This window comes from Bacteroides sp. RTP21281st1_H5_RTP21281_210402, assembly GCF_040918965.1.
GTDB lineage: Bacteria > Bacteroidota > Bacteroidia > Bacteroidales > Bacteroidaceae > Bacteroides > Bacteroides congonensis.
In genome coordinates, this window is record NZ_JBCOWR010000006.1 from 233,768 (window position 1) to 253,383 (window position 19,616).

General features: G+C 44.5%; 11 protein-coding genes. 10 read left to right on the forward strand and 1 reads right to left on the reverse strand.

All coding sequences use genetic code 11. The annotated features are described in order from the left end of the window. The first annotated feature begins 8 nt into the window (after positions 1 to 8). From AB5443_RS11395 to AB5443_RS11425, 7 genes are all read left to right on the forward strand, one after another. Positions 9 to 1,457 carry a hypothetical protein gene (locus AB5443_RS11395; protein WP_277130396.1) on the forward strand — a complete coding sequence of 483 codons (1,449 nt, stop codon included), beginning with the start codon at positions 9 to 11 and terminating at the stop codon, positions 1,455 to 1,457. A gap of 91 nt (positions 1,458 to 1,548) precedes the next feature. Next, complete coding sequence (locus AB5443_RS11400) at positions 1,549 to 2,739, forward strand: glycosidase (protein WP_368113406.1); 1,191 nt, start codon at positions 1,549 to 1,551, stop codon at positions 2,737 to 2,739. A gap of 707 nt (positions 2,740 to 3,446) precedes the next feature. Further along, the gene (locus AB5443_RS11405) at positions 3,447 to 6,512 is read left to right on the forward strand and encodes a SusC/RagA family TonB-linked outer membrane protein (protein WP_368113405.1); all 3,066 of its coding nucleotides are present in this window, start codon (positions 3,447 to 3,449) and stop codon (positions 6,510 to 6,512) included. Positions 6,513 to 6,550: 38 nt separating this feature from the next. Beyond that, on the forward strand, positions 6,551 to 8,176 hold the full coding sequence (locus AB5443_RS11410; protein WP_277130390.1) for a RagB/SusD family nutrient uptake outer membrane protein: 1,626 nt from the start codon (positions 6,551 to 6,553) through the stop codon (positions 8,174 to 8,176). Positions 8,177 to 8,210: 34 nt separating this feature from the next. Next, positions 8,211 to 9,776: a glycoside hydrolase gene (locus AB5443_RS11415; RefSeq protein WP_277130388.1), complete on the forward strand. Its 1,566-nt coding sequence runs from the start codon at positions 8,211 to 8,213 to the stop codon at positions 9,774 to 9,776. A gap of 25 nt (positions 9,777 to 9,801) precedes the next feature. Then, positions 9,802 to 10,980, forward strand: a complete 1,179-nt coding sequence (locus AB5443_RS11420; protein ID WP_277130386.1) for a hypothetical protein — start codon at positions 9,802 to 9,804, stop codon at positions 10,978 to 10,980. Positions 10,981 to 11,125: 145 nt separating this feature from the next. Continuing rightward, complete coding sequence (locus tag AB5443_RS11425; protein ID WP_277130384.1) at positions 11,126 to 12,310, forward strand: glycosidase; 1,185 nt, start codon at positions 11,126 to 11,128, stop codon at positions 12,308 to 12,310. A gap of 70 nt (positions 12,311 to 12,380) precedes the next feature. On the opposite strand, the gene AB5443_RS11430 is transcribed toward AB5443_RS11425, so the two are convergent. Further along, positions 12,381 to 13,643, reverse strand: a complete 1,263-nt coding sequence (locus tag AB5443_RS11430) for an ATP-binding protein (RefSeq protein ID WP_277130382.1) — start codon at positions 13,641 to 13,643, stop codon at positions 12,381 to 12,383. Between the two features lie 241 nt (positions 13,644 to 13,884). Here AB5443_RS11430 and AB5443_RS11435 point away from each other — a divergent pair, with 241 nt between their 5' ends. The 3 genes from AB5443_RS11435 (at position 13,885) to AB5443_RS11445 (ending at position 19,611) form a co-directional block, all read left to right on the forward strand. Continuing rightward, complete coding sequence (locus tag AB5443_RS11435; protein WP_368113404.1) at positions 13,885 to 15,762, forward strand: sodium:solute symporter family protein; 1,878 nt, start codon at positions 13,885 to 13,887, stop codon at positions 15,760 to 15,762. Between the two features lie 44 nt (positions 15,763 to 15,806). Continuing rightward, positions 15,807 to 18,290: a PQQ-binding-like beta-propeller repeat protein gene (locus AB5443_RS11440; protein ID WP_368113403.1), complete on the forward strand. Its 2,484-nt coding sequence runs from the start codon at positions 15,807 to 15,809 to the stop codon at positions 18,288 to 18,290. A gap of 184 nt (positions 18,291 to 18,474) precedes the next feature. Continuing rightward, on the forward strand, positions 18,475 to 19,611 hold the full coding sequence (locus tag AB5443_RS11445; protein WP_167960409.1) for an N-acetyltransferase: 1,137 nt from the start codon (positions 18,475 to 18,477) through the stop codon (positions 19,609 to 19,611). Positions 19,612 to 19,616: the final 5 nt, after the last annotated feature.

Consider the following 19,616-nt stretch of genomic DNA (forward strand, 5'->3'; position numbering starts at 1 on the left):
TGATACTGATGAAAAGAAATATTATATACATGGTTGGAGCTTTACTAAGCTCCGCCATACTGACATTTAGCTGTTCGGACGATGATGCACCGACCTATAGCGAAATGGCTGTTGACAAAACAGACATTTTCATACAAGCAGATGGAGAACACCCCACAGCCGAAGTCAATATAACAAACGGCAACGGAAACTATAAGATAACTGTTGCAGACGAGAATATAGCAACTGCCACTCTAGATGGCACACGTGTCATAATTAACGGGCTGAAGAATGGAACAACAACCGCCACCGTTATGGACTGGACTAAACATTCGGCTGTAATCAACATAAAAGTAAAGGAAGATTTCGAACTGAAACTGAGCCAAGAAGAAGTGACACTTTTCTTGAATGAAGAAAAAAAGAATACAGCATTAGTTAATATTGTCAGCGGAAATGGTGATTATCAAGTGGAAAGCAGCAATAGTGAAGTGGCTACTGCCGAACTGACCACAGAGGGTAAAATATTAATTACTGCACTTTCCAGTGATTTCTGTGATGTCACTGTAACCGATGCTGACGGCAAGAAAGCTACCGTAAAAGTCGGAGTATGCGATGAACACCTGGCACTTGAGGATATAACAGGAAAAGTTTGTGTAGCGACCCAAACCTTAGATATCGCAGTTGCATCTGGCAATGGAGAATATTCCGTTGTTAGTGAAAACCCTGAAATTGCTACTGCTGAAATTGTGGACGAAGTCGTCAGAGTTACAGGAGTTTCCAAAGGCGAAGCTGCATTCACCGTTACTGACAGAATGAAATTAACAACTACTATAAAGGTATTGGTAGCAGGCGGATTTGAAATAGAAACAACTCAAATTGATAATTTATGGATTGGCGAAGCACTAGAAATCCCTATAATCGATGGTAGTCGGAATTATACTATTGATGCCGGAGCATATATGAAATGCACTCTCTCCGAAGATAAGTCTAAACTAATAGTAGAAGGTTTAGAAGGCAAGAGGGCTGTCAACCAAACAATTAAAGTAACTGATAATATATTCGAAAAGACCATAGAGATTTCTGTAGGGGAAGTTTATTATCGGTTTGAAGCATACTCAGCAAGATGGTATATTCAGGGGACTTACCAAATGGGAATACCCCATAGTACCATTTCAACAGACAATGGAAGAGAACATATTAAAGTAGCAACGGGAAAAACATGGACGGGAGCACTGAAAGATGGATTCCATATATCTTTTGAGGGTGGACGTACAAAAGGTAAAAAGACATCTCTTTCTCAGTTAGTTCAAATCAATAGTAGTGGCAGAGAATCAAATATTTGTGCTATCAGCGATTTAGAAATTATTGAGAGAGAATACACAAATGATACAGATGAGGCTGATGGTAAAGGCAAGTTCTGGATTAGATTCAAAGAAGAAGGTAAAGACGAATACTCGTACATAATAACTTGGTTCTAATTACAATAAACTATTAACACATTCTACCGGAAGTGCCCCCACGCTTCCAGTACTTCTTAAACTTAGGAAGAAAAAGAAAGAACAATTCACAATGAGTAGAATTTATGACAATCGATTGTGTGTTCTCAAAAATGCACATGAAGCTCTGATAACCCGCCCGAACAAGAGAATTCTTCCGGGCAACGGGATTTTTGAAAGATACGAATATCCGGTTTTAACAAACGAGCACACTCCTTTGGAGTGGCGTTATGACCTGAATCCGGAAACGAATCCCTGGCTTATGGAACGTATAGGAGTCAATGCTGCCATGAATTCGGGAGCCATCAAATGGAACGGAAAGTATCTGATGGTAGTCCGTGTGGAAGGGAATGACCGCAAATCATTCTTTGCCATTGCCGAAAGCCCGAATGGCATAGACAATTTTCGTTTTTGGGAATACCCGATACAACTACCGGATACAGACCCGTCGGAAACCAACGTCTACGACATGCGCCTGACGGCACACGAAGATGGTTGGATTTACGGCATCTTCTGTAGCGAAAGCCTTGATCCGAATGCCGCACCGGGCGACCTATCTTCCGCCGTAGCGAAAGCAGGTATCGTCCGCACCAAAGACTTGAAGAATTGGGAACGCCTGCCGAACCTGATTTCCCAAAGTCAGCAACGCAACGTCGTCCTGCATCCGGAATTTGTCAACGGCAAATATGCTTTGTACACCCGTCCGCAGGACAGCTTTATTGACGCCGGAAACGGCGGAGGTATCGGCTGGGCATTAATAGATGATATGACTCATGCAGAAGTAAAAGAAGAGATTATCATCAACCACCGTCACTACCACACTATAAAAGAGGTGAAGAATGGCGAGGGACCTCATCCTATCAAAACCCCCAAAGGATGGTTGCACCTCGCCCATGGCGTGCGTGGTTGCGCCGCCGGACTGCGCTATGTTCTCTATCTGTACATGACGTCTCTCGAAGACCCGACAAAGATTATTGCCGAACCCGGAGGATATCTGCTCGCACCCGTAAGAGAGGAAAGAATAGGAGATGTATCGAACGTACTCTTCTCCAACGGATGGATTGCAGATGAGGACGGAACGGTATATATCTATTATGCATCTTCGGATACCCGCATGCACGTAGCAACTTCCAGCCTAGACAGATTGATAGATTACTGCTTTCACACACCGGCAGACGGCTTACGTTCTGCCGCTTCTGTAGAAAATATCTGTAAGCTCATAGAAGCTAACAAATATGTAACGGCAGAAAAGGTTTATTTTTAAGATAACACAAGTTAGATATAGGTCTTAGAATAATAGTAGCTGCTCGTCATTGACAAATTCCACGTCAATGGCGGGCTTTTTTATAAAGCAGGGCAATAACTGATACAAAAAGTGCGTATTGCAGGTAAAATAGCACTTATCAAAAGTGCGCATTGTAGGGTATAAAGAATAATTCCTAACATCAGTTGAAAAGAAAAGTAAAGAGAGGGTATCCCCGCAAGGATTTCCTCTCTTTTCATAATAAAGATAACGGATTTCTTCAAGAGAAGTCGCTACAGCTCAAGCAAAATGATAGCAATTTTTTTGTCCTAAAAGGGTTCTCCCGATATAATCTTATACAACTAACTGCAAAATAGTATCATTAACAAAAACAAATTAATACTACTATTCTTTGTTCTAATACCATATTACCTTTCTCGAAAACAAGTAATAAGACAGAATCGTCCGACACACAAGAAATATCGTCACAGTACATAACCCTCACACAGCCTACAAATAAGCTTTGTCAGTCCTACATGCAACCCACACGTATCTTATTAAATAATTATTACATCAGAAAATACAGGCAAAATTGTATCAGAACGAGCTAAGATATCATTTGCCTTGCAGAGCATTATCCTCTACTTTTGCATCAGACGATTATCAATTGAAATTTCCATGGATCAATTGATAATTGAACTGGAGTTATAAATCTAATGCAATAAATTATGAGAAGAAAAATTCATTTCTTACTATTCTTATTTCTCTGCATGGCTAGTATTCCACTGGCAGCCCAAGACATTGAAGTAAAAGGAGTAGTGACAGAAGCTACAACGAATGAACCTTTACCTGGAGTTACGGTCAGAGTCAAAGGTCAAGACACCGGCACAGTAACAGACGCGGATGGGAAATATTCCATCAAGGCAGGCAGAGGGAATACTTTGATATTCTCGACAATAGGTATGAAACAAATAGAAAGGGCCATTACATCCGGAGCACCCATCAATGTCGCGATGGAAGAAGATAATATAGCCCTCGAGCAAGTAGTGGTTATCGGTTACGGCACAGTAAAGAAAAGCCATCTTTCGGGAGCTGTAAGTTCGGTCAGCGCAAAAGAGTTGAACGGGCAGGTGGCTTCCAATGCCGCGACGGCACTGCAAGGAAAGATTCCCGGAGTATCGGTGGCAAGTTCCAGCGGTGACCCTAACGGAAGTATGACCATCAATGTGCGCGGTATCAGTTCATTATCCAACAACAATCCGTTGTATGTCGTTGACGGTGCATTCGGTGACATCAGCATGGTAGATCCTAATGACATCTCCTCCATCGAGGTATTGAAAGATGCCGCCGCAGCAGCCATTTACGGTTCACGCGCAGCAGGCGGCGTGGTATTAATCACAACGAAAAGCGGGCGGAAAGACATGCCTACCAAACTGGACGTCAATTTCTTCACAGGTATCAGCCAAGCCCCCAAAACACTGAAGGTTTTCAATGGAGAAGAATATAGCCGTTTCGCACGTTACTATCGCCTGGCGGGTGATGGTTACGGTTCGGAAAACGGAGCAACGCCTTTCATCGGTGAAGGTACAGACTGGCAGGACGTAATGCTGCGCACCGCCATGACTTACAAGGCCAACGCAACCATCAGCGGCGGTTCAAAAAATGGTTCTTACAGTTCGTCCGTAAGTTATCTCAATAAGGAAGGTATCTTGCGCAATACAGATCACGAATCTTACAACATCCGTTTGAAGAGCGATTATTCTTTCCTGAACAACCGGTTGACGATAGGTGAATCCATGATTGTAAACCTGACCAAAGGAAGCGGATATATCCATCAGGATACCATGTTCGATATCTTCCAGTTCCCGTCGGTAGTGCCGGTATATGACTCTACAAATTCGGGCGGCTGGGGTACTTCCAACGATATAAACCTGCCCAATCCGTTGGCGGAAATGACCGTGAATGACGAACGGACCGAAACTACCAGAATCTTCCTCAATGCTTATCTGCAGGCGGAAATCATCAAAGGATTAAAATACAAGCTGAATGTAGGTATCCGGAAAGAACATACCAAATACCGCAAATATACAGATGCGTATGATTTAGGAACATTCGGAAAGAATGACAAGCCCGACCTGGAAGAGAAATCATCCACCTGGGAATCATGGGTATTGGAAAATACGTTGAATTACGACCGTACGTTCAACAAGCATAACCTGTCGCTTCTTGCGGGCTATTCGGCACAAAAGGACAAGAGCCACAGCCTGTACGGGAAGAACAGCGACATGCCCCAGTTTATAGAAACAATGCCGGGTAACGTGGATCCTTCCAACCTGAAAGCATCCAGCAGCCTGAATGAACTGGCATTGGTATCTCTGTTCGGACGTGTAATGTACTCCTATGACGACCGTTATTTATTCTCCGCGTCCATCCGCCGCGACGGTTCGTCACGCTTCAAGAAAGGGCATCAGTACGGCGCATTCCCGTCTGTTTCCGTGGGATGGAATATCAACCGCGAGAAGTTCTTCAAACCGTTGGAAAATGTATTCGATCAGTTGAAACTACGTTTCAGCTACGGTAAACTCGGTAATCAGGAAATGACCAGTTATTATCCTACGCAGAGTGTCGTATCGGACGGGATGAACTATGTATCGAACAATGCGCCGTGGTTTGGCTCTATGCCTTATGTACAGGCTATTTCACCCGCCAACCTGACATGGGAAAATACGGAGACTTACAACATCGGTCTGGATGTCAGCCTGCTGAACGGACAATTGACTTTCACTGCGGATGCGTATATTAAAAATACGAATGATGTATTGCTGCCTATTCCATCGACCGCTTCCACCGGTATCAGCGGAAACTCGATCCAAAACGCAGGTCAGGTACGGAATAAAGGATTTGAATTTGCCGTGAATTACCGCGGTTCCATCAAGGAGAAGTTCACTTATTATGTAGGCGCCAATATCGCTGCCGACAAGAATGAAGTGACTAAGATTACATTGGGCGGACAGAACCTGATGATTTCCGGATATAGCGCACATGGTGCCGGCGGTCGTGGTATCAATATGTTTGCCGAAGGTCATCCGATGTCCTATTTCAACCTGATTGAGACGGACGGTCTATTCCGTTCGGCGGAAGAGATTGCCAACTACAAGAACAAAGACGGCGAACTCATCCAACCCGGAGCGCAAGTAGGCGACGTACGTTACAAAGACTGGAACGGCGACGGCAAGATTAATACAGACGACCAGCACGATGTAGGAAGTCCTTTCCCCGATTTCACGTTCGGCGTAAGAATGGGCGGTGAATGGAACAATTTCGACTTCAACCTTTTCTTTGACGGAATGGTGGGCAACAAAATCTACAACTACCCGCGTTACCGTCTGGAATCAGGAAACTTCAACGGGAACATGAGCACTGTACTTGCCAACTCATGGCGGCCGGATAATCAGAACACCGACATCCCACGCTTCTCCAAGACAGATGGCGCGGACAACAAATGGGCATACAGCGACAGATGGCTGGAAAACGGTTCATACCTGCGACTGAAGACACTGGATATCGGTTATACATTACCCAAAAACCTGACAAAGAAGGTAAAGCTTGAAAATGTAAGAATATACACTTCAATGGAAAACCTCTTCACACTGACCAAATATTCGGGCTACACGCCGGATTTGGGTGAAAGTACTGTCGCGGGCGTTGACTACAACGTATTCTCGAGAGGTATCGACCAAGGACGTTATCCGTTGCCCCGTACCATCTCATTCGGAATACAAGTGAACCTGTAATACCTTAAATTAATATTAAACATTAAATGTCTATAAACATGAAAAGAAATTGGTTATCATATATGTGCATGGCAGCTCTTCTCACCGGAACGCTGACATCGTGCGACGAATCCAGCTTTTTGAACCTGTCAGACCCGAATCATTTCACGGAAAGTAATTTCTGGAAAGATAAAGCAGACGCGGAAAGCGCTCTGGCCGCCGCCTATTCTCCCATAAAGGGGGCAATGTACGGGTACTTCGGCGCATTTGACGGATGGCTGAACCTGAACGGTCGCGGGGACGATATCTACACAATCAAAGGAGAAGAAGTCCCTATGTGGAATATCGCAAACTTCCTGAATTCACCGTCTACCGGCAACGACCCTTACGGAGCACTTTATTCAGGCATCCAGCGTGCCAATATCGTATTACGTTATATCGACCAAATACCGGCATCGGGCATCACGGAAGACGACCGTTCGATGATAAAGGGTGAAGCGCTTTTCCTGCGTGGCTACCAGTATTTCCTGCTAGTCAACAATTACAGGGAAGTTCCTTTGCGCCTGCTACCTTCCAACGAAGATGAAACGAACAAAGGCCCTGCCAGTGAGGCTGCCTTATGGGCACAAGTGGAAGACGATTTGGGCAATGCCATCAAATGCAACTTACCGGTGGAACGTACTACGGCCAAAGAGCGGGTAACGAAAGGCGCCGCTATCGCAATGTTGGGTAAAGTATATGCCACCCAACATAAATATCCGGAAGCAAAACAGTTGTTGGAAACGTTATTGACATCTCCTTATTCTTATGAATTAATCGACGACTTCGGAAAGAACTTCACGAATGAAGAAGAATTTAACAAAGAATCCGTATACGAGATAGCATACAGCCCTGACGGAGAATACTCCTGGAGTAATGAAAGCGGTATCTGCCTGGGTTGCTACATACCACAGTTTATCGGCCCGGTAAAATCCGGAGGATGGGCCAAGCTGATGCCGAACTCTTTAATCGTAGGAGAATTTACGAAAGAAACCCGTCCGGGTGATGCGGATACCAAGTTTGACAAGCGTATGTATGCCAGTCTTTTCTTCGACGCGGCCAACTATGGCGATAAAGTGCCTAATGAGAAATGGTATGGCAACAACTATTCGATGGACGACCTTTGGGAAGGCAACGAAGGTAAAATGGCAGGTGGTGCTCCCAGTTTCAATGTCAGTGGAACAGCAGGTAAATTCCTGATTAAGAAAAACGTTGCATACTATGTGGACGATAAAGCGCCGGACAACATGGGTAACAAGGAAGGAAGATCGAGCAACTTACGTGTGATGCGTTTTGCAGAAGTACTGTTGCTTTATGCTGAAGCATGTGCCAAAACGGACGATGCGGACGGCGCCAACTACGCCTTGAAACTAATCCGCAAACGGGCGGGACTTCAGGAAAAAACCTTCGCACAAGCCGACCTGATGGCTGAAATCGAACACCAATGCTTACTGGAATTCTTTGCGGAAGGCCACCGTTTCGATGACCTCAAACGTTGGTATTCCGTTAGTGAAATCCAGTTGATACTCAAGGCTAATGGAAAGCAAGGTGCGGAAAACTTCCAGGAAAAACACCTGTACTATCCGATACCGACCAGTGAATTAAACAATAATACTGCGATGGTGCAAACCAGCCTATGGAGATAATGCCCGGGCAAGATTAACTTAATAAAGAAACAATATGAAAAAGATATATTCATTATTATTCGTATCCCTCTTCCTATTTCTAGGATACTCTTGTGAGGACGGAAGTTTGAGTCACGGTGATGTCTACATTCCCGACCCGGTAGAAGAAACAGACGAAGACGACGGTTTCTCTGCCGAACCGACTACCGAAGCTGTCATCAAAGTACAGCTCGGAGATGGGCACGAACATCAGATTATTGATGGTTTCGGATGTGCTTTTGCCGAATGGTCACACCGTATATGGAACCATATGCAACGTGAAGATGTAGTAAACGACTTGTTTGGCGAGAACGGTTTGAAACTGAATATCTTCCGGGGTGAGGTATTTCCACACTATCAGAATCCGACTACCAATGTTATCGACTTCGGTATTAACCGCACATTCAACCTGGCTCCGAATGACCCGTCCATGATTAATGATTATTGGAGAGACTTCAACGGTTCGGGATGTGGCGAACAGGTGCAGTTGGGACAAATGTGGCTGGTGGATATCCTTCAGAGAAAATACAAAGATGTAAAGTTCATGTTCTCTACATGGAGTCCTCCCGGAACAATGAAATCTAACGGAAAACCTTCCGGCGGTAGTTTGAAATCCGGCTCGGAAGATGAGTATGCTGATTATCTGATAGATTTCATCAAGACATATCAAGAGAAATTCGGAATCGACATCTATGCCATCTCACCGTCCAATGAACCGAACAGTAGCGGAACAGGATGGAACGGATGCAGTTGGAGCTATACCAATCTGGCAAATTTCTGCCAGAAGAATCTTCGTCCGGCATTAGACAAGGCAGGTTATCAGGATATGAAAATTATCTTCGGCGAGCACTCATGGTGGAAAGCGGGAGTCACTTTTCTGGAAAATGGTCTGAAGGCATGTCCCGAACTGGTTAATTCCAATATCATTGCCGCAGCTCATGGATATACATTGATCGGCAACACGGAATTTGTACAATCCCCTCTTTGCGCAGAAAAGAATATTCATCTTTGGAATACGGAAACCAGTTCTACGGATACGTATGACCCGTCCTGGAAAAATGCGATGCAATGGGCTACCACTTTCCACAATTACCTCGCCGTTTCCAACCTGAATGCATTTGTTTGGTGGGCAGGCGCACGTCCCTGTACCAATAATGAAGCACTCATCAGACTGGAAGAAGCACTGCCCGGAACAAACTATGAAAGAGCCGCCCGCTATTACAGCTACGGACAATTCACCAAGTTTATCCCGGAAGGAAGCCGCCGCGTGGATGTAAAAACGATTGCTCCTGAAAATGATGACGAAGCCTTCCCCAAAGAACTGTTAATGACAGCTTACGTGAAAGACGACGGCACCTATACTATCGTATTAGTAAATAACTCTACCAGCAAGGCTTTCGAAACGAAACTGGAGATTGAAGGAAAAGAATTCCAGACGATGATTGCATATACATCGGACGAAGGCGTGAAATGGCAACGCAAGAAAATAAACCCGTCTCTTAGCGGACTGCGTGCCATCACCGTTCCCAAGTTTAGCGTTGTCACCGTCACCGGTAAAATGAAAGATATTGAAGCAGAATAAATGTTCCAAATAAACAATGAATAGTATGAAAAGAAATCTATTATATTTAGCAGGATTCCTGCTTGCAGCCGTTACCGTATTCTCCGGCTGTAACGATGATGTTCCTTCCTACCATCAACTGGTGCCGGATACGCAAGAGCTGATCATCAACTTCGACGAGACACCGGAAGGGACAATCCGGATGCTTCAGGGAAATGGGAACTACAAGATTGCCAGTTCGGATGAAGAGGTAGTGACGGCCGTTGCCGAAGGAAACGCGATTAAAGTAACTGCGTTGAAAGCCGGTAGCGCCAACCTGACAATCACTGACTGGGCGAAAATGAGCATCAGTGTAAAAGTAATCGTTGACCAGTTAAGTGAATTGGTATTGGCGGTTTCTTCCACCAAGATGTATCCGAACGAGAGCAAAGCAATTCAGATACATACGGGAAACAGAGGATACAAAGTGACTGTCGATAAGGAATCGGTTGCCAAAGCTACGGTAGATGAAGAAGGACAGATCCGGGTAGAGTCCCTGTCACCGGGTACTGCAACGGTTACAGTGACCGACAGGCTGAATAAGAGTGCGGAACTTTCCGTAAAAGTCATCAAAAAACTGGCACTCGACAATAATGAAGAAATCTCTTATCTGACGGTCGGCGAGCCCCTAATGCTTAAAATTCTGAATGGTAACGGCGGCTATACCTGTACAAACAATGGTTCTGCCACGTATCTGAAATGCACAATAGCGGAAAACGGAACAGAAGTCATTGTCGAAGGGCTCAGAAGATACCGTTTCAACAAAACGATTACTATTAGTGACCAGGAAGGCGAATCAATCAGTATCAATGTGCTTTATATAGATAGCCCTTATCTGCAAGATCCGTCTTATCGTTACCTGATTAAAAGCTCCAGTTCTTATCAAAGCCTGTCTACTTCGGCCGTAGGTATCATTACTCATTCGGAAGAGTTCAATATGTCCGAACTGGTTATAAAAAGCTCCGGAACTTCTGCCAGCGGTTTTGCCGTGCAATTCTCAGGAGACTTGAAAGAAGGCGATAAGAGTGCCCCTGTACTATATAAGGTGACGAGAAACGCAATCGACAAGAGTGTAAAATATCCGATAGAAGACTGTCGCATTGATAAAGCAGAAGATGGCTGGTATTGGGTCAGCTTCCTGGAAGCCGGCTGCACTGTCCGTTCTTATATGATAACCAAGCAATAATTTATAAACCTGACACATGGATTTTGAAAGTACCCCCATACTTTTGAAATGACCAACATAAAAAGAGACTGTCCGCGCAACACAGTACGTTCCTTATTTCTGTCTGTATTGTAGCCAGTCTCTTTTTATAAATTCTTGAATAGATATGAATAGATATGATAACAGATTACGTATTCTTACCGAAGAATTCGAATCGCTCATCTCACGTGAAAATGAAAAGATACTACCAGGCAACGGTATCTTTGAACGTTACAAATATCCCATACTGACAGCCGCCCACACTCCGTTGGAATGGAGATACGACTTCAACCCCGAAACGAACCCTTTCTTTATGGAACGCTTCGGCATCAATGCCGTATTCAATGCAGGAGCTATCAAATTCAACGGAAAGTACCTTGTCATGGGACGGGTGGAAGGATATGACCGCAAATCATTCTTCGCCATCGCCGAAAGCCCGAACGGAATAGATAATTTCCGTTTTTGGGAGTATCCGGTTCAATTGCCGGATTTATATCCTGAAGAGACGAACGTGTATGATATGCGCCTGACAGCCCATGATGACGGTTGGATTTACGGTATCTTTTGCAGCGAAAGCCTTGACCCGGACGCCACCCCCGGCGACTTGTCTTCTGCCATAGCCAAAGCGGGTATCGTGCGTACCAAAGATTTGAAGAACTGGGAGCGACTGCCGAATCTGATTTCCAAAAGCCAGCAACGCAATGTCGTTTTGCACCCGGAATTTGTAAACGGTAAATATGCCCTGTACACCCGTCCGCAGGATAATTTCATCAATGCCGGCAACGGCGGCGGTATCGGTTGGGCACTGATAGATGATATAACCCATGCGGAAGTGAAAGAAGAAATCATCATCAACCACCGCCATTATCATACCATCAAAGAGGTGAAGAACGGTGAAGGGCCTCATCCTATCAAAACCCCAAAAGGTTGGCTACATCTGGCTCACGGAGTTCGCGCTTGTGCCGCCGGCTTGCGTTATGTACTCTATCTGTATATGACCTCTCTGGAAGACCCGACTAAAATCATTGCCGAACCGGGCGGTTTCTTGCTTGCCCCTATGGGAGAGGAAAGAATCGGAGATGTATCCAACGTACTCTTCTCGAACGGTTGGATTGTTGATGAGGACGGAACAGTATATATCTATTACGCTTCTTCCGACACCCGCATGCACGTGGCAACCTCGTCAATCGACAGGCTGACGGATTATTGTCTCCACACACCGGCAGACGGATTCCGTTCCGCTACGTCTGTGAAAAGCATTTGCAAGCTCGTAGAAACGAACAAACTAGTCATGACAGAGCAATATGTTTAACTCACAAAACGCAAAGTTGTCTGATTCTCCCTTATAGTTGACAGCTTTGCGTTTTCCTTTTCATGCCAACTCAGCCATCAAATTCCAACAACCACTTCCAAATCGGAATCACATTAATCTCCTTACCATTTTCTGTTATCACTTCTTCCTCGTCATTCGTAATGACAAGCAATTTCTCCACTTCCATCACCGCAGCCATTTTCAACAAAGCGGTTATCTCACGTTTACGTGTTGTTTCTTCTTTCAAGCTATATGATACTTGCACTGCCAGTTTTTCTGCCGGAATATAAAAATCAACTTCTATATTCTGGTGGTAAAAGTAGAGTTCATCTTCATATTTCTTTCTCAAAGTAATGGCAACCAAGTTCTCCAGCAATGAAGTCACCGGATCAATCAGGAAAAGGTTCAGTAGTCCATTATCTATAAAATAGTATTTCCGATTTGAGACTTTCTCAGCCAGTTTACTGGCATAATTCTCCAATGAGAAAATGAGCCACGTAGCCTGCAGGAACTCCAGATAATCAATAATAGTATCTGTTGTAGTTTTAGCTCCGGCAGACGAAACGATATTCGATAAACGGCTGAACGAGGAAGGTTGTTTCACACTTTCTGCCAACTTCCGGATAAGAACTTTCATTGCTAAATCATTCCGAATGGAATAACGTGTTATCAAATCACCGAAAAATATCTTATTGAATAAGTTACTTAACCATTGGCGCTTCTCTGCTCCCTCTACCAGTTCCAATTCCGGTAATCCGCCATAATAGAAGTATTCGGAAAACGAGCGGACTATCTCTGCCCGGTTTTTGAAATACCACGTTGGCTCAACCATAATGTTATTGGCTTTCAAACACTCCCGGAATGAGAAAGGATACACATTCTGTACAATAAACCGTCCGCCCAATGTCGTGGCAATCTCGCTACTGAGCATCTTCGCATTACTTCCGGTAACATACACCCGATATTTCTGATCGGCAAGCCTGCGGGCAAATCTTTCCCAATGTTGGACTATCTGTATTTCGTCTAAAAAGAAAATAGGACGATATGCGTATAATTCTTCATAACAGACTTTTATAAGGTCAAGATCTTCTACAGTCAGGTTGACCAAACGGTCATCTTCAAAATTGAAATAAAGAATTTCTTCCACCTTATGTCCTTCTTTCAATAAGTTCTGTATTTGCTGATACATCAAATAGGATTTCCCGGCACGACGAAGACCGACAAAAACATAGTTTAACTGAGCTGACAAATGAATATCACGCTCAATTAAAGTAATTCCCTTCACAAACTGCTGATATTCAACAATCAGAGTCTTAAACACATTCTTTTCCATACGCATTCATCTTTTATAAAAGACAAATATATCACTATTTTATCGATTATAAAAGACAAAAACAAGCATATTTTATCGAATATAAAAGATAAAGCATTAAATCAAAGCAACATGAGAAGAAAAACCGGGGAATATCAACATAGTATCAGAATGAGTTAAAATAATATTTGTTTCCTTACCTCTTTCCCCCTACCTTTGCCGCAAAGAACATAGAACATATAAATCGAATCAAAACAATAATATGAAATTACACACTACCGACCTTCTCATCATATGTGCTTATCTTATCGCAATGATTGTCATCGGGCTTATTCTAAAGAAACGGGCTGCCCAAAATATGGATTCCTATTTCTTAGGCGGGAAATCATTGCCTTTCTATATGTTGGGATTATCCAACGCATCCGGAATGTTCGATATTACAGGCACAATGCTGATGGTATATTGGGCATTCGCCTATGGCTTCAAAAGTCTCTGGATTCCCTGGTTATGGCCGGTATTCAATCAGATATTCCTCATGGTTTACCTGTCCGTGTGGTTACGTCGTTCCAACGTGCTCACCGGCGCGGAATGGATTAAGACCCGTTTCGGGAAAGGTAAAGGGTCAACTCTTTCACATACGATTGTTATTGTATTCGCATTATTGAGCGTACTCGGTTTTTTAAGTTATGGATTCATAGGTATTGGTAAATTTATGGAGATATTCATCCCCTGGGAAGTGGTATCTCCATTTATTCCTTTCAATGTTCCTGCAGAATATGTACCTCATGTATATGGCATCTTCTTTACCACAATCGCCACTTTCTATGTGATGCTCGGCGGAATGTTGAGTATCGTATGGACGGATGTCGTCCAATTCCTGATAATGACCGTGGCGGGTATCGTTATCGTCGTCATCGGCATGCAGATGGTAGCACCGGATATGATTCACTCATTTGTTCCCGCCGGCTGGGATTCTCCTTTCTTCGGGTGGACGCTCGATATTGACTGGAGCAGCCGGATGAATCTCCTTACCGAACGAATGGCGAACGAGCCTTACAGCCTGATAAGCATTTTCGTCATGATGGCTTTGCTGAAAGGTATTTTTATGAGTATGGCAGGCCCTGCACCCAACTATGACATGCAGAAGATTCTGTCCTGCAAGTCTCCGAAAGAAGCGGCTATGATGAGCGGCTCTGTATCAGTAGTGTTATTAATTCCCCGTTATCTGATGATTATGGGATTCGCGTTGCTGGCTATCTACTTCTTCAAAGAGGATGGCGGAATGACGCAGATGGAAGTTACACGGACGGACTTTGAGACGATTCTTCCTCACTTAATCACACGTTATGTTCCGGCAGGACTGGCCGGGTTGTTGTTGGCCGGACTATTGGCAGCTTTCATGTCTACTTTCGCTTCTACGGTGAATGCAGCCCCTGCCTATATCGTGAATGATATTTACTTGAAATATATTAATCCGAAAGCGAGTGTAAAAACACAGATACGCAGCAGTTATGTTATCTCTGTCGCCGTAGTAGTGGTCAGCACTGTTATCGGATTCTTCCTGAAAGATATCAATGAAATCTTCCAATGGATTGTAGGCGCGCTCTTCGGTGGATATATTGCCGCCAACGTACTGAAATGGCACTGGTGGCGTTTCAACGGTGAGGGATATTTCTGGGGAATGACTGCCGGAGTACTGGCGGCAATCGTGATGAAATTCACCGTTCCCGATGCATGGGTGCTCTATTTCTTCCCGGTGTTGTTCGGTGTTTCCCTGATAGGATGTATTGCAGGAACATACAGCGCACCCCCAACAGACGATGAAACACTTATCAATTTCTATACCCGTGTACGCCCCTGGGGATGGTGGAAGCCGATTGAAGAAAAAGCTCTGGCCCGTTACCCCCATATCCGGCCAAACAGAAACTTCAAAAGAGATGCTTTCAACGTGGCAATCGGTATCGTTTGGCAATGTACGCTTACCATCATTCCGATGTATCTCGTTGTCCGTGAACAATTGGGATTGTGGAGTTCCATCGCTCTGCTTCTAGTCACCACACTCATACTAAGAAAGACGTGGTACAAACCTTTATGCAAAGAAGAAGCACGCTACAATGAAGAAATGAAACAACTGAAATAAAAAGAAATAATTAGCTTAACACACTAAAAACCGGAGAACTGACCATGAAAAGACTATCTGTCATACTAATCTCATTTTTACTATATCTGCCACTAAGCGCTCAATTCAAAGGAACAGTCTATATCGACGCCGACCAATCGGGCATATTTAATAAAGGCGACAAGCCGCTGGCGGGAGTTATGGTAACAGACGGATTGAACGTAGTAAAGACAGATAAGAAAGGTCGGTTCTCTTTACCCGGATTCGAAAAGACACGGTTCATCACTATCACCACTCCTGCCGGATACGAAACACAGCATTTCTACCTGCCCGTAAAAGAAAACAGGAAAAGCTATGATTTCCTGCTGACAGAGAGCGAACGGACTAAATCAAAGGAGCATTCTTTCGTTCAAATCACCGATACCGAAGTGACCGGCGGAATGGGACGTTGGGTGACAGACCTTCAGCAATATATAAAGAACGAGAAACCTGCATTCCTGATTCATACCGGAGACATCTGTTACGAACCGGGACTTACCATGCACAATCAAGTAGTCAATGCTCAAACTATGAACTGCCCCGTTTATTATTGCATCGGCAATCACGACCTGGTGAAAGGCAAGTATGGCGAAGAACTTTACGAGTCCCTCTACGGCCCGACATGGTATTCATTCGATGTCGGCAATATCCATTACGTAGTCACCCCCATCGACCACGGAGACAACCCGACTGACTATACCCTGAAAGACGTATATAACTGGCTGAAAAATGACCTCGCCCTGATGAAAGAAGGGCAAGCGCTGATTCTTTTCAACCATGACCTGTTCACCGCAAGCGACACTTTTGTATTCAAAGCCGACAATGAACATATACTCGACCTGCGTGATTTCAATACCAAAGCCCAGATATACGGACATATGCACTACAACTACGTCCGCAATCAGAATGGAATTTATACCATCTGCACCGGAACGTTAGACAAAGGCGGCATTGACCATACACCTTCTTCTTTCCGTGATATTAAAGTAGATGCCAATAATAACATCAGCACAGAACTGAGATACGCTTTCATCGAACCGCAAATTGCCATCGTCTCTCCGATGGACAATCAGACTACCGCTTCTTCCGTTGCCGCTTCTACTGGCGAAAACCAGCTTCCTGTTTCCGTCAACACCTATCATTCGCAGACAAAAACATCACACGTTTCTTATATCTTAAGCGACGCAGAAAGCAATCAGGAAATAGCCAAAGGCAATCTTACCTCTCTCACCGACTGGAACTGGAATGGAAACATTCAAATACCGGCGAATGAAAACGGGAAAAGACTGAACCTTACAGTAATTTCATTCTTCAACGACGGAAAGAAAGCGACTGCTACCAGCCAATTCACTTATCAAAAAGATTTCAAGCTATCCTCTATTCCCGGCGAAGACTGGAACACCCTGCTTCAAAACACCGCTCACTCCGGCGGAGTCAATGATTCTCAAATCAAGCTCCCTCTACAATTGCAATGGACAGCCAACACAGGCAGCAATATCTTTATGAATTCCCCCATTATCGCCGGACAAAAAGTATTCATCGCCACCACCGACGACAATGTATCACTGAATACATTCATCTGCGCATTCGACTTCAACTCCGGCAAACTATTGTGGAAATTCCCTACTGCAAATTCAGTAAAGAACACAATAGCCTATGAAAATGGAATTGTAATAGCCCAGGATGCCGCCTGCAACCTCTATGCCTTAGACGCAGAATCAGGGAAATTACTTTGGAAACAATACATCAATCTGAACAGTTACCCCTATCTGACAGAAGGAGTGACCGTAGATAAAGGCGTAGCCTATGCCGGAATCGGCGCCGGACTATCCGCCTATGACTTAAAAACAGGACAAACAATATGGACTAACAAAGACTGGAAACAACGGGAAGGCGCTACTACCACACTGACCGTTGCCGGAAATGTATTAGTCAGCGGAACGCAATGGGGCGGATTATACGGCAATGACGTCCGCACCGGAAAACAACTATGGAAACTCTCCGACAACGGGCTCGGCAACCGGGGAGCATCTCCGGTCTATAAAGACGGAAAACTATGGATTATCTCTTCCAAAAGCTTCTTCACCATAGAGCCGCAGACCGGAAAAGTACTTCAACAAAAAGAACTTTCTGCCAATCTGGACGTTACATCCACCCCGCTCGTCACCGAACAGGAGATTATCTTCGGTACTGCCGACCGTGGAGTCTTCGCACTAGACAAATCCACACTTTTCAACAAATGGAAAGCAGAGACATCGCCTTCACTCGTCTACACCGCCCCTTACTCCAGCACCCCGCAAGCCGGAGTGGAAACAAGCCCCGTAGCGTCACAAGGAGTTGTCTACATCGGAGCTTCCGACGGTTATCTATACGCTATCGACCAGGCAACGGGAATCATAAAAGAGAAATATAACCTCGGAGCACCTGTATTCTCCACCGTAGCCGTATCCGGTAACCGGATGATTGTTTGCGACTTTGCAGGAAATGTGTATTGCTTCTCATCGAAGTAAACTCTCTCCTCGATTCTGTAAAAGCAAAAGGCAGATATTTTATAGAACTCCCTTTCATTCAAGATGCCAAATTGGTATCTTGAAAGTTATTTGAGATAACCTATCTTATACAGTTTTTCTCACCCCGCGCGTTGTAATTTGAAGATTATCACGTATCTTTGCCCCTCAATCATAAATACGAGATATGGCTATTACAATCAAGAAAGTCACCACAAAGAGTGAGCTGAAGAAATTTATCCGTTTCAATTACAGGATGTATAAGGACAATCCTTATTCCGTGCCCGACCTCTATGACGATATGCTCAATACGTTCAACAAAAAGAAAAACGCGGCATTCGAGTTCTGTGAAGCAGATTATTTCCTGGCATACCGGGACGATAAAATCGTAGGGCGCGTAGCCGCTATCGTCAACAACCGTGCCAATGAGAAATGGGACTGCAAGAACGTCCGTTTCGGATGGATAGACTTCATTGACGACCCCGAAGTCTCCGCCGCCCTCATCAAGACAGTAGAAGACTGGGGAAAAGAACGGGGCATGACGCACATTGCCGGCCCTCTCGGATTTACCGATTTCGACGCGGAAGGAATGCTGGTTGAAGGATTCGACCAACTCAGCACGATGGCTACCATCTACAACCACCCCTACTATCCGGTACACATGGAGAAACTCGGTTTCGAGAAAGACGCCGACTGGGTGGAATACCAAATCTACATTCCCGATGCCATCCCCGACAAGCACAAGCGCATCTCCGAACTGATTCAACGGAAATATAACCTCAAGATAAAAAAATACACTTCCGGAAGGAAAATAGCCAAAGACTACGGACAGAAGATTTTCGAGCTGATGAACGAAGCATACAGCCCGCTCTACGGCTACTCCCCACTGACACAGCGGCAAATCGACCAGTACGTAAAAATGTACCTGCCTATTCTCGACTTGCGCATGGTGACCCTTATCACTGATGCCAACGATGAACTGGTCTGCGTAGGTATCTCCATGCCTTCACTTGCCGAAGCCCTGCAAAAGTCGCACGGACGCTTGCTGCCTCTCGGATGGTTCTACCTGCTGAAAGCACTGTTCATGAAACGCCGTGCCAAAATGCTTGATTTACTACTTGTTGCAGTGAAGCCGGAATACCAGAACAAAGGTGTTAACGCTTTGTTATTTTCCGATTTAATTCCAGTTTATCAAAAATTAGGTTTTATCTTTGCAGAAAGCAACCCCGAACTCGAACTGAACGGAAAGGTTCAAGCTCAATGGGATTACTTTGAGACTAAGCAACATAAGCGCCGCCGTGCGTTCATCAAAGAGATAAAATAAAAAAA

Excerpts from the sequence above, each read along its gene's own strand:
- AB5443_RS11440 (WP_368113403.1), top strand. The coding sequence starts at position 15,807 with ATGAAAAGACTATCTGTCATACTAATCTCATTTTTACTATATCTGCCA.
- AB5443_RS11400 (WP_368113406.1), top strand. The coding sequence starts at position 1,549 with ATGAGTAGAATTTATGACAATCGATTGTGTGTTCTCAAAAATGCACAT.
- AB5443_RS11420 (WP_277130386.1), top strand. The coding sequence starts at position 9,802 with ATGAAAAGAAATCTATTATATTTAGCAGGATTCCTGCTTGCAGCCGTT.
- AB5443_RS11425 (WP_277130384.1), top strand. The coding sequence starts at position 11,126 with ATGAATAGATATGATAACAGATTACGTATTCTTACCGAAGAATTCGAA.
- AB5443_RS11395 (WP_277130396.1), top strand. The coding sequence starts at position 9 with ATGAAAAGAAATATTATATACATGGTTGGAGCTTTACTAAGCTCCGCC.
- AB5443_RS11435 (WP_368113404.1), top strand. The coding sequence starts at position 13,885 with ATGAAATTACACACTACCGACCTTCTCATCATATGTGCTTATCTTATC.
- AB5443_RS11430 (WP_277130382.1), bottom strand. The coding sequence starts at position 13,643 with ATGGAAAAGAATGTGTTTAAGACTCTGATTGTTGAATATCAGCAGTTT.
- AB5443_RS11445 (WP_167960409.1), top strand. The coding sequence starts at position 18,475 with ATGGCTATTACAATCAAGAAAGTCACCACAAAGAGTGAGCTGAAGAAA.
- AB5443_RS11410 (WP_277130390.1), top strand. The coding sequence starts at position 6,551 with ATGAAAAGAAATTGGTTATCATATATGTGCATGGCAGCTCTTCTCACC.
- AB5443_RS11405 (WP_368113405.1), top strand. The coding sequence starts at position 3,447 with ATGAGAAGAAAAATTCATTTCTTACTATTCTTATTTCTCTGCATGGCT.
- AB5443_RS11415 (WP_277130388.1), top strand. The coding sequence starts at position 8,211 with ATGAAAAAGATATATTCATTATTATTCGTATCCCTCTTCCTATTTCTA.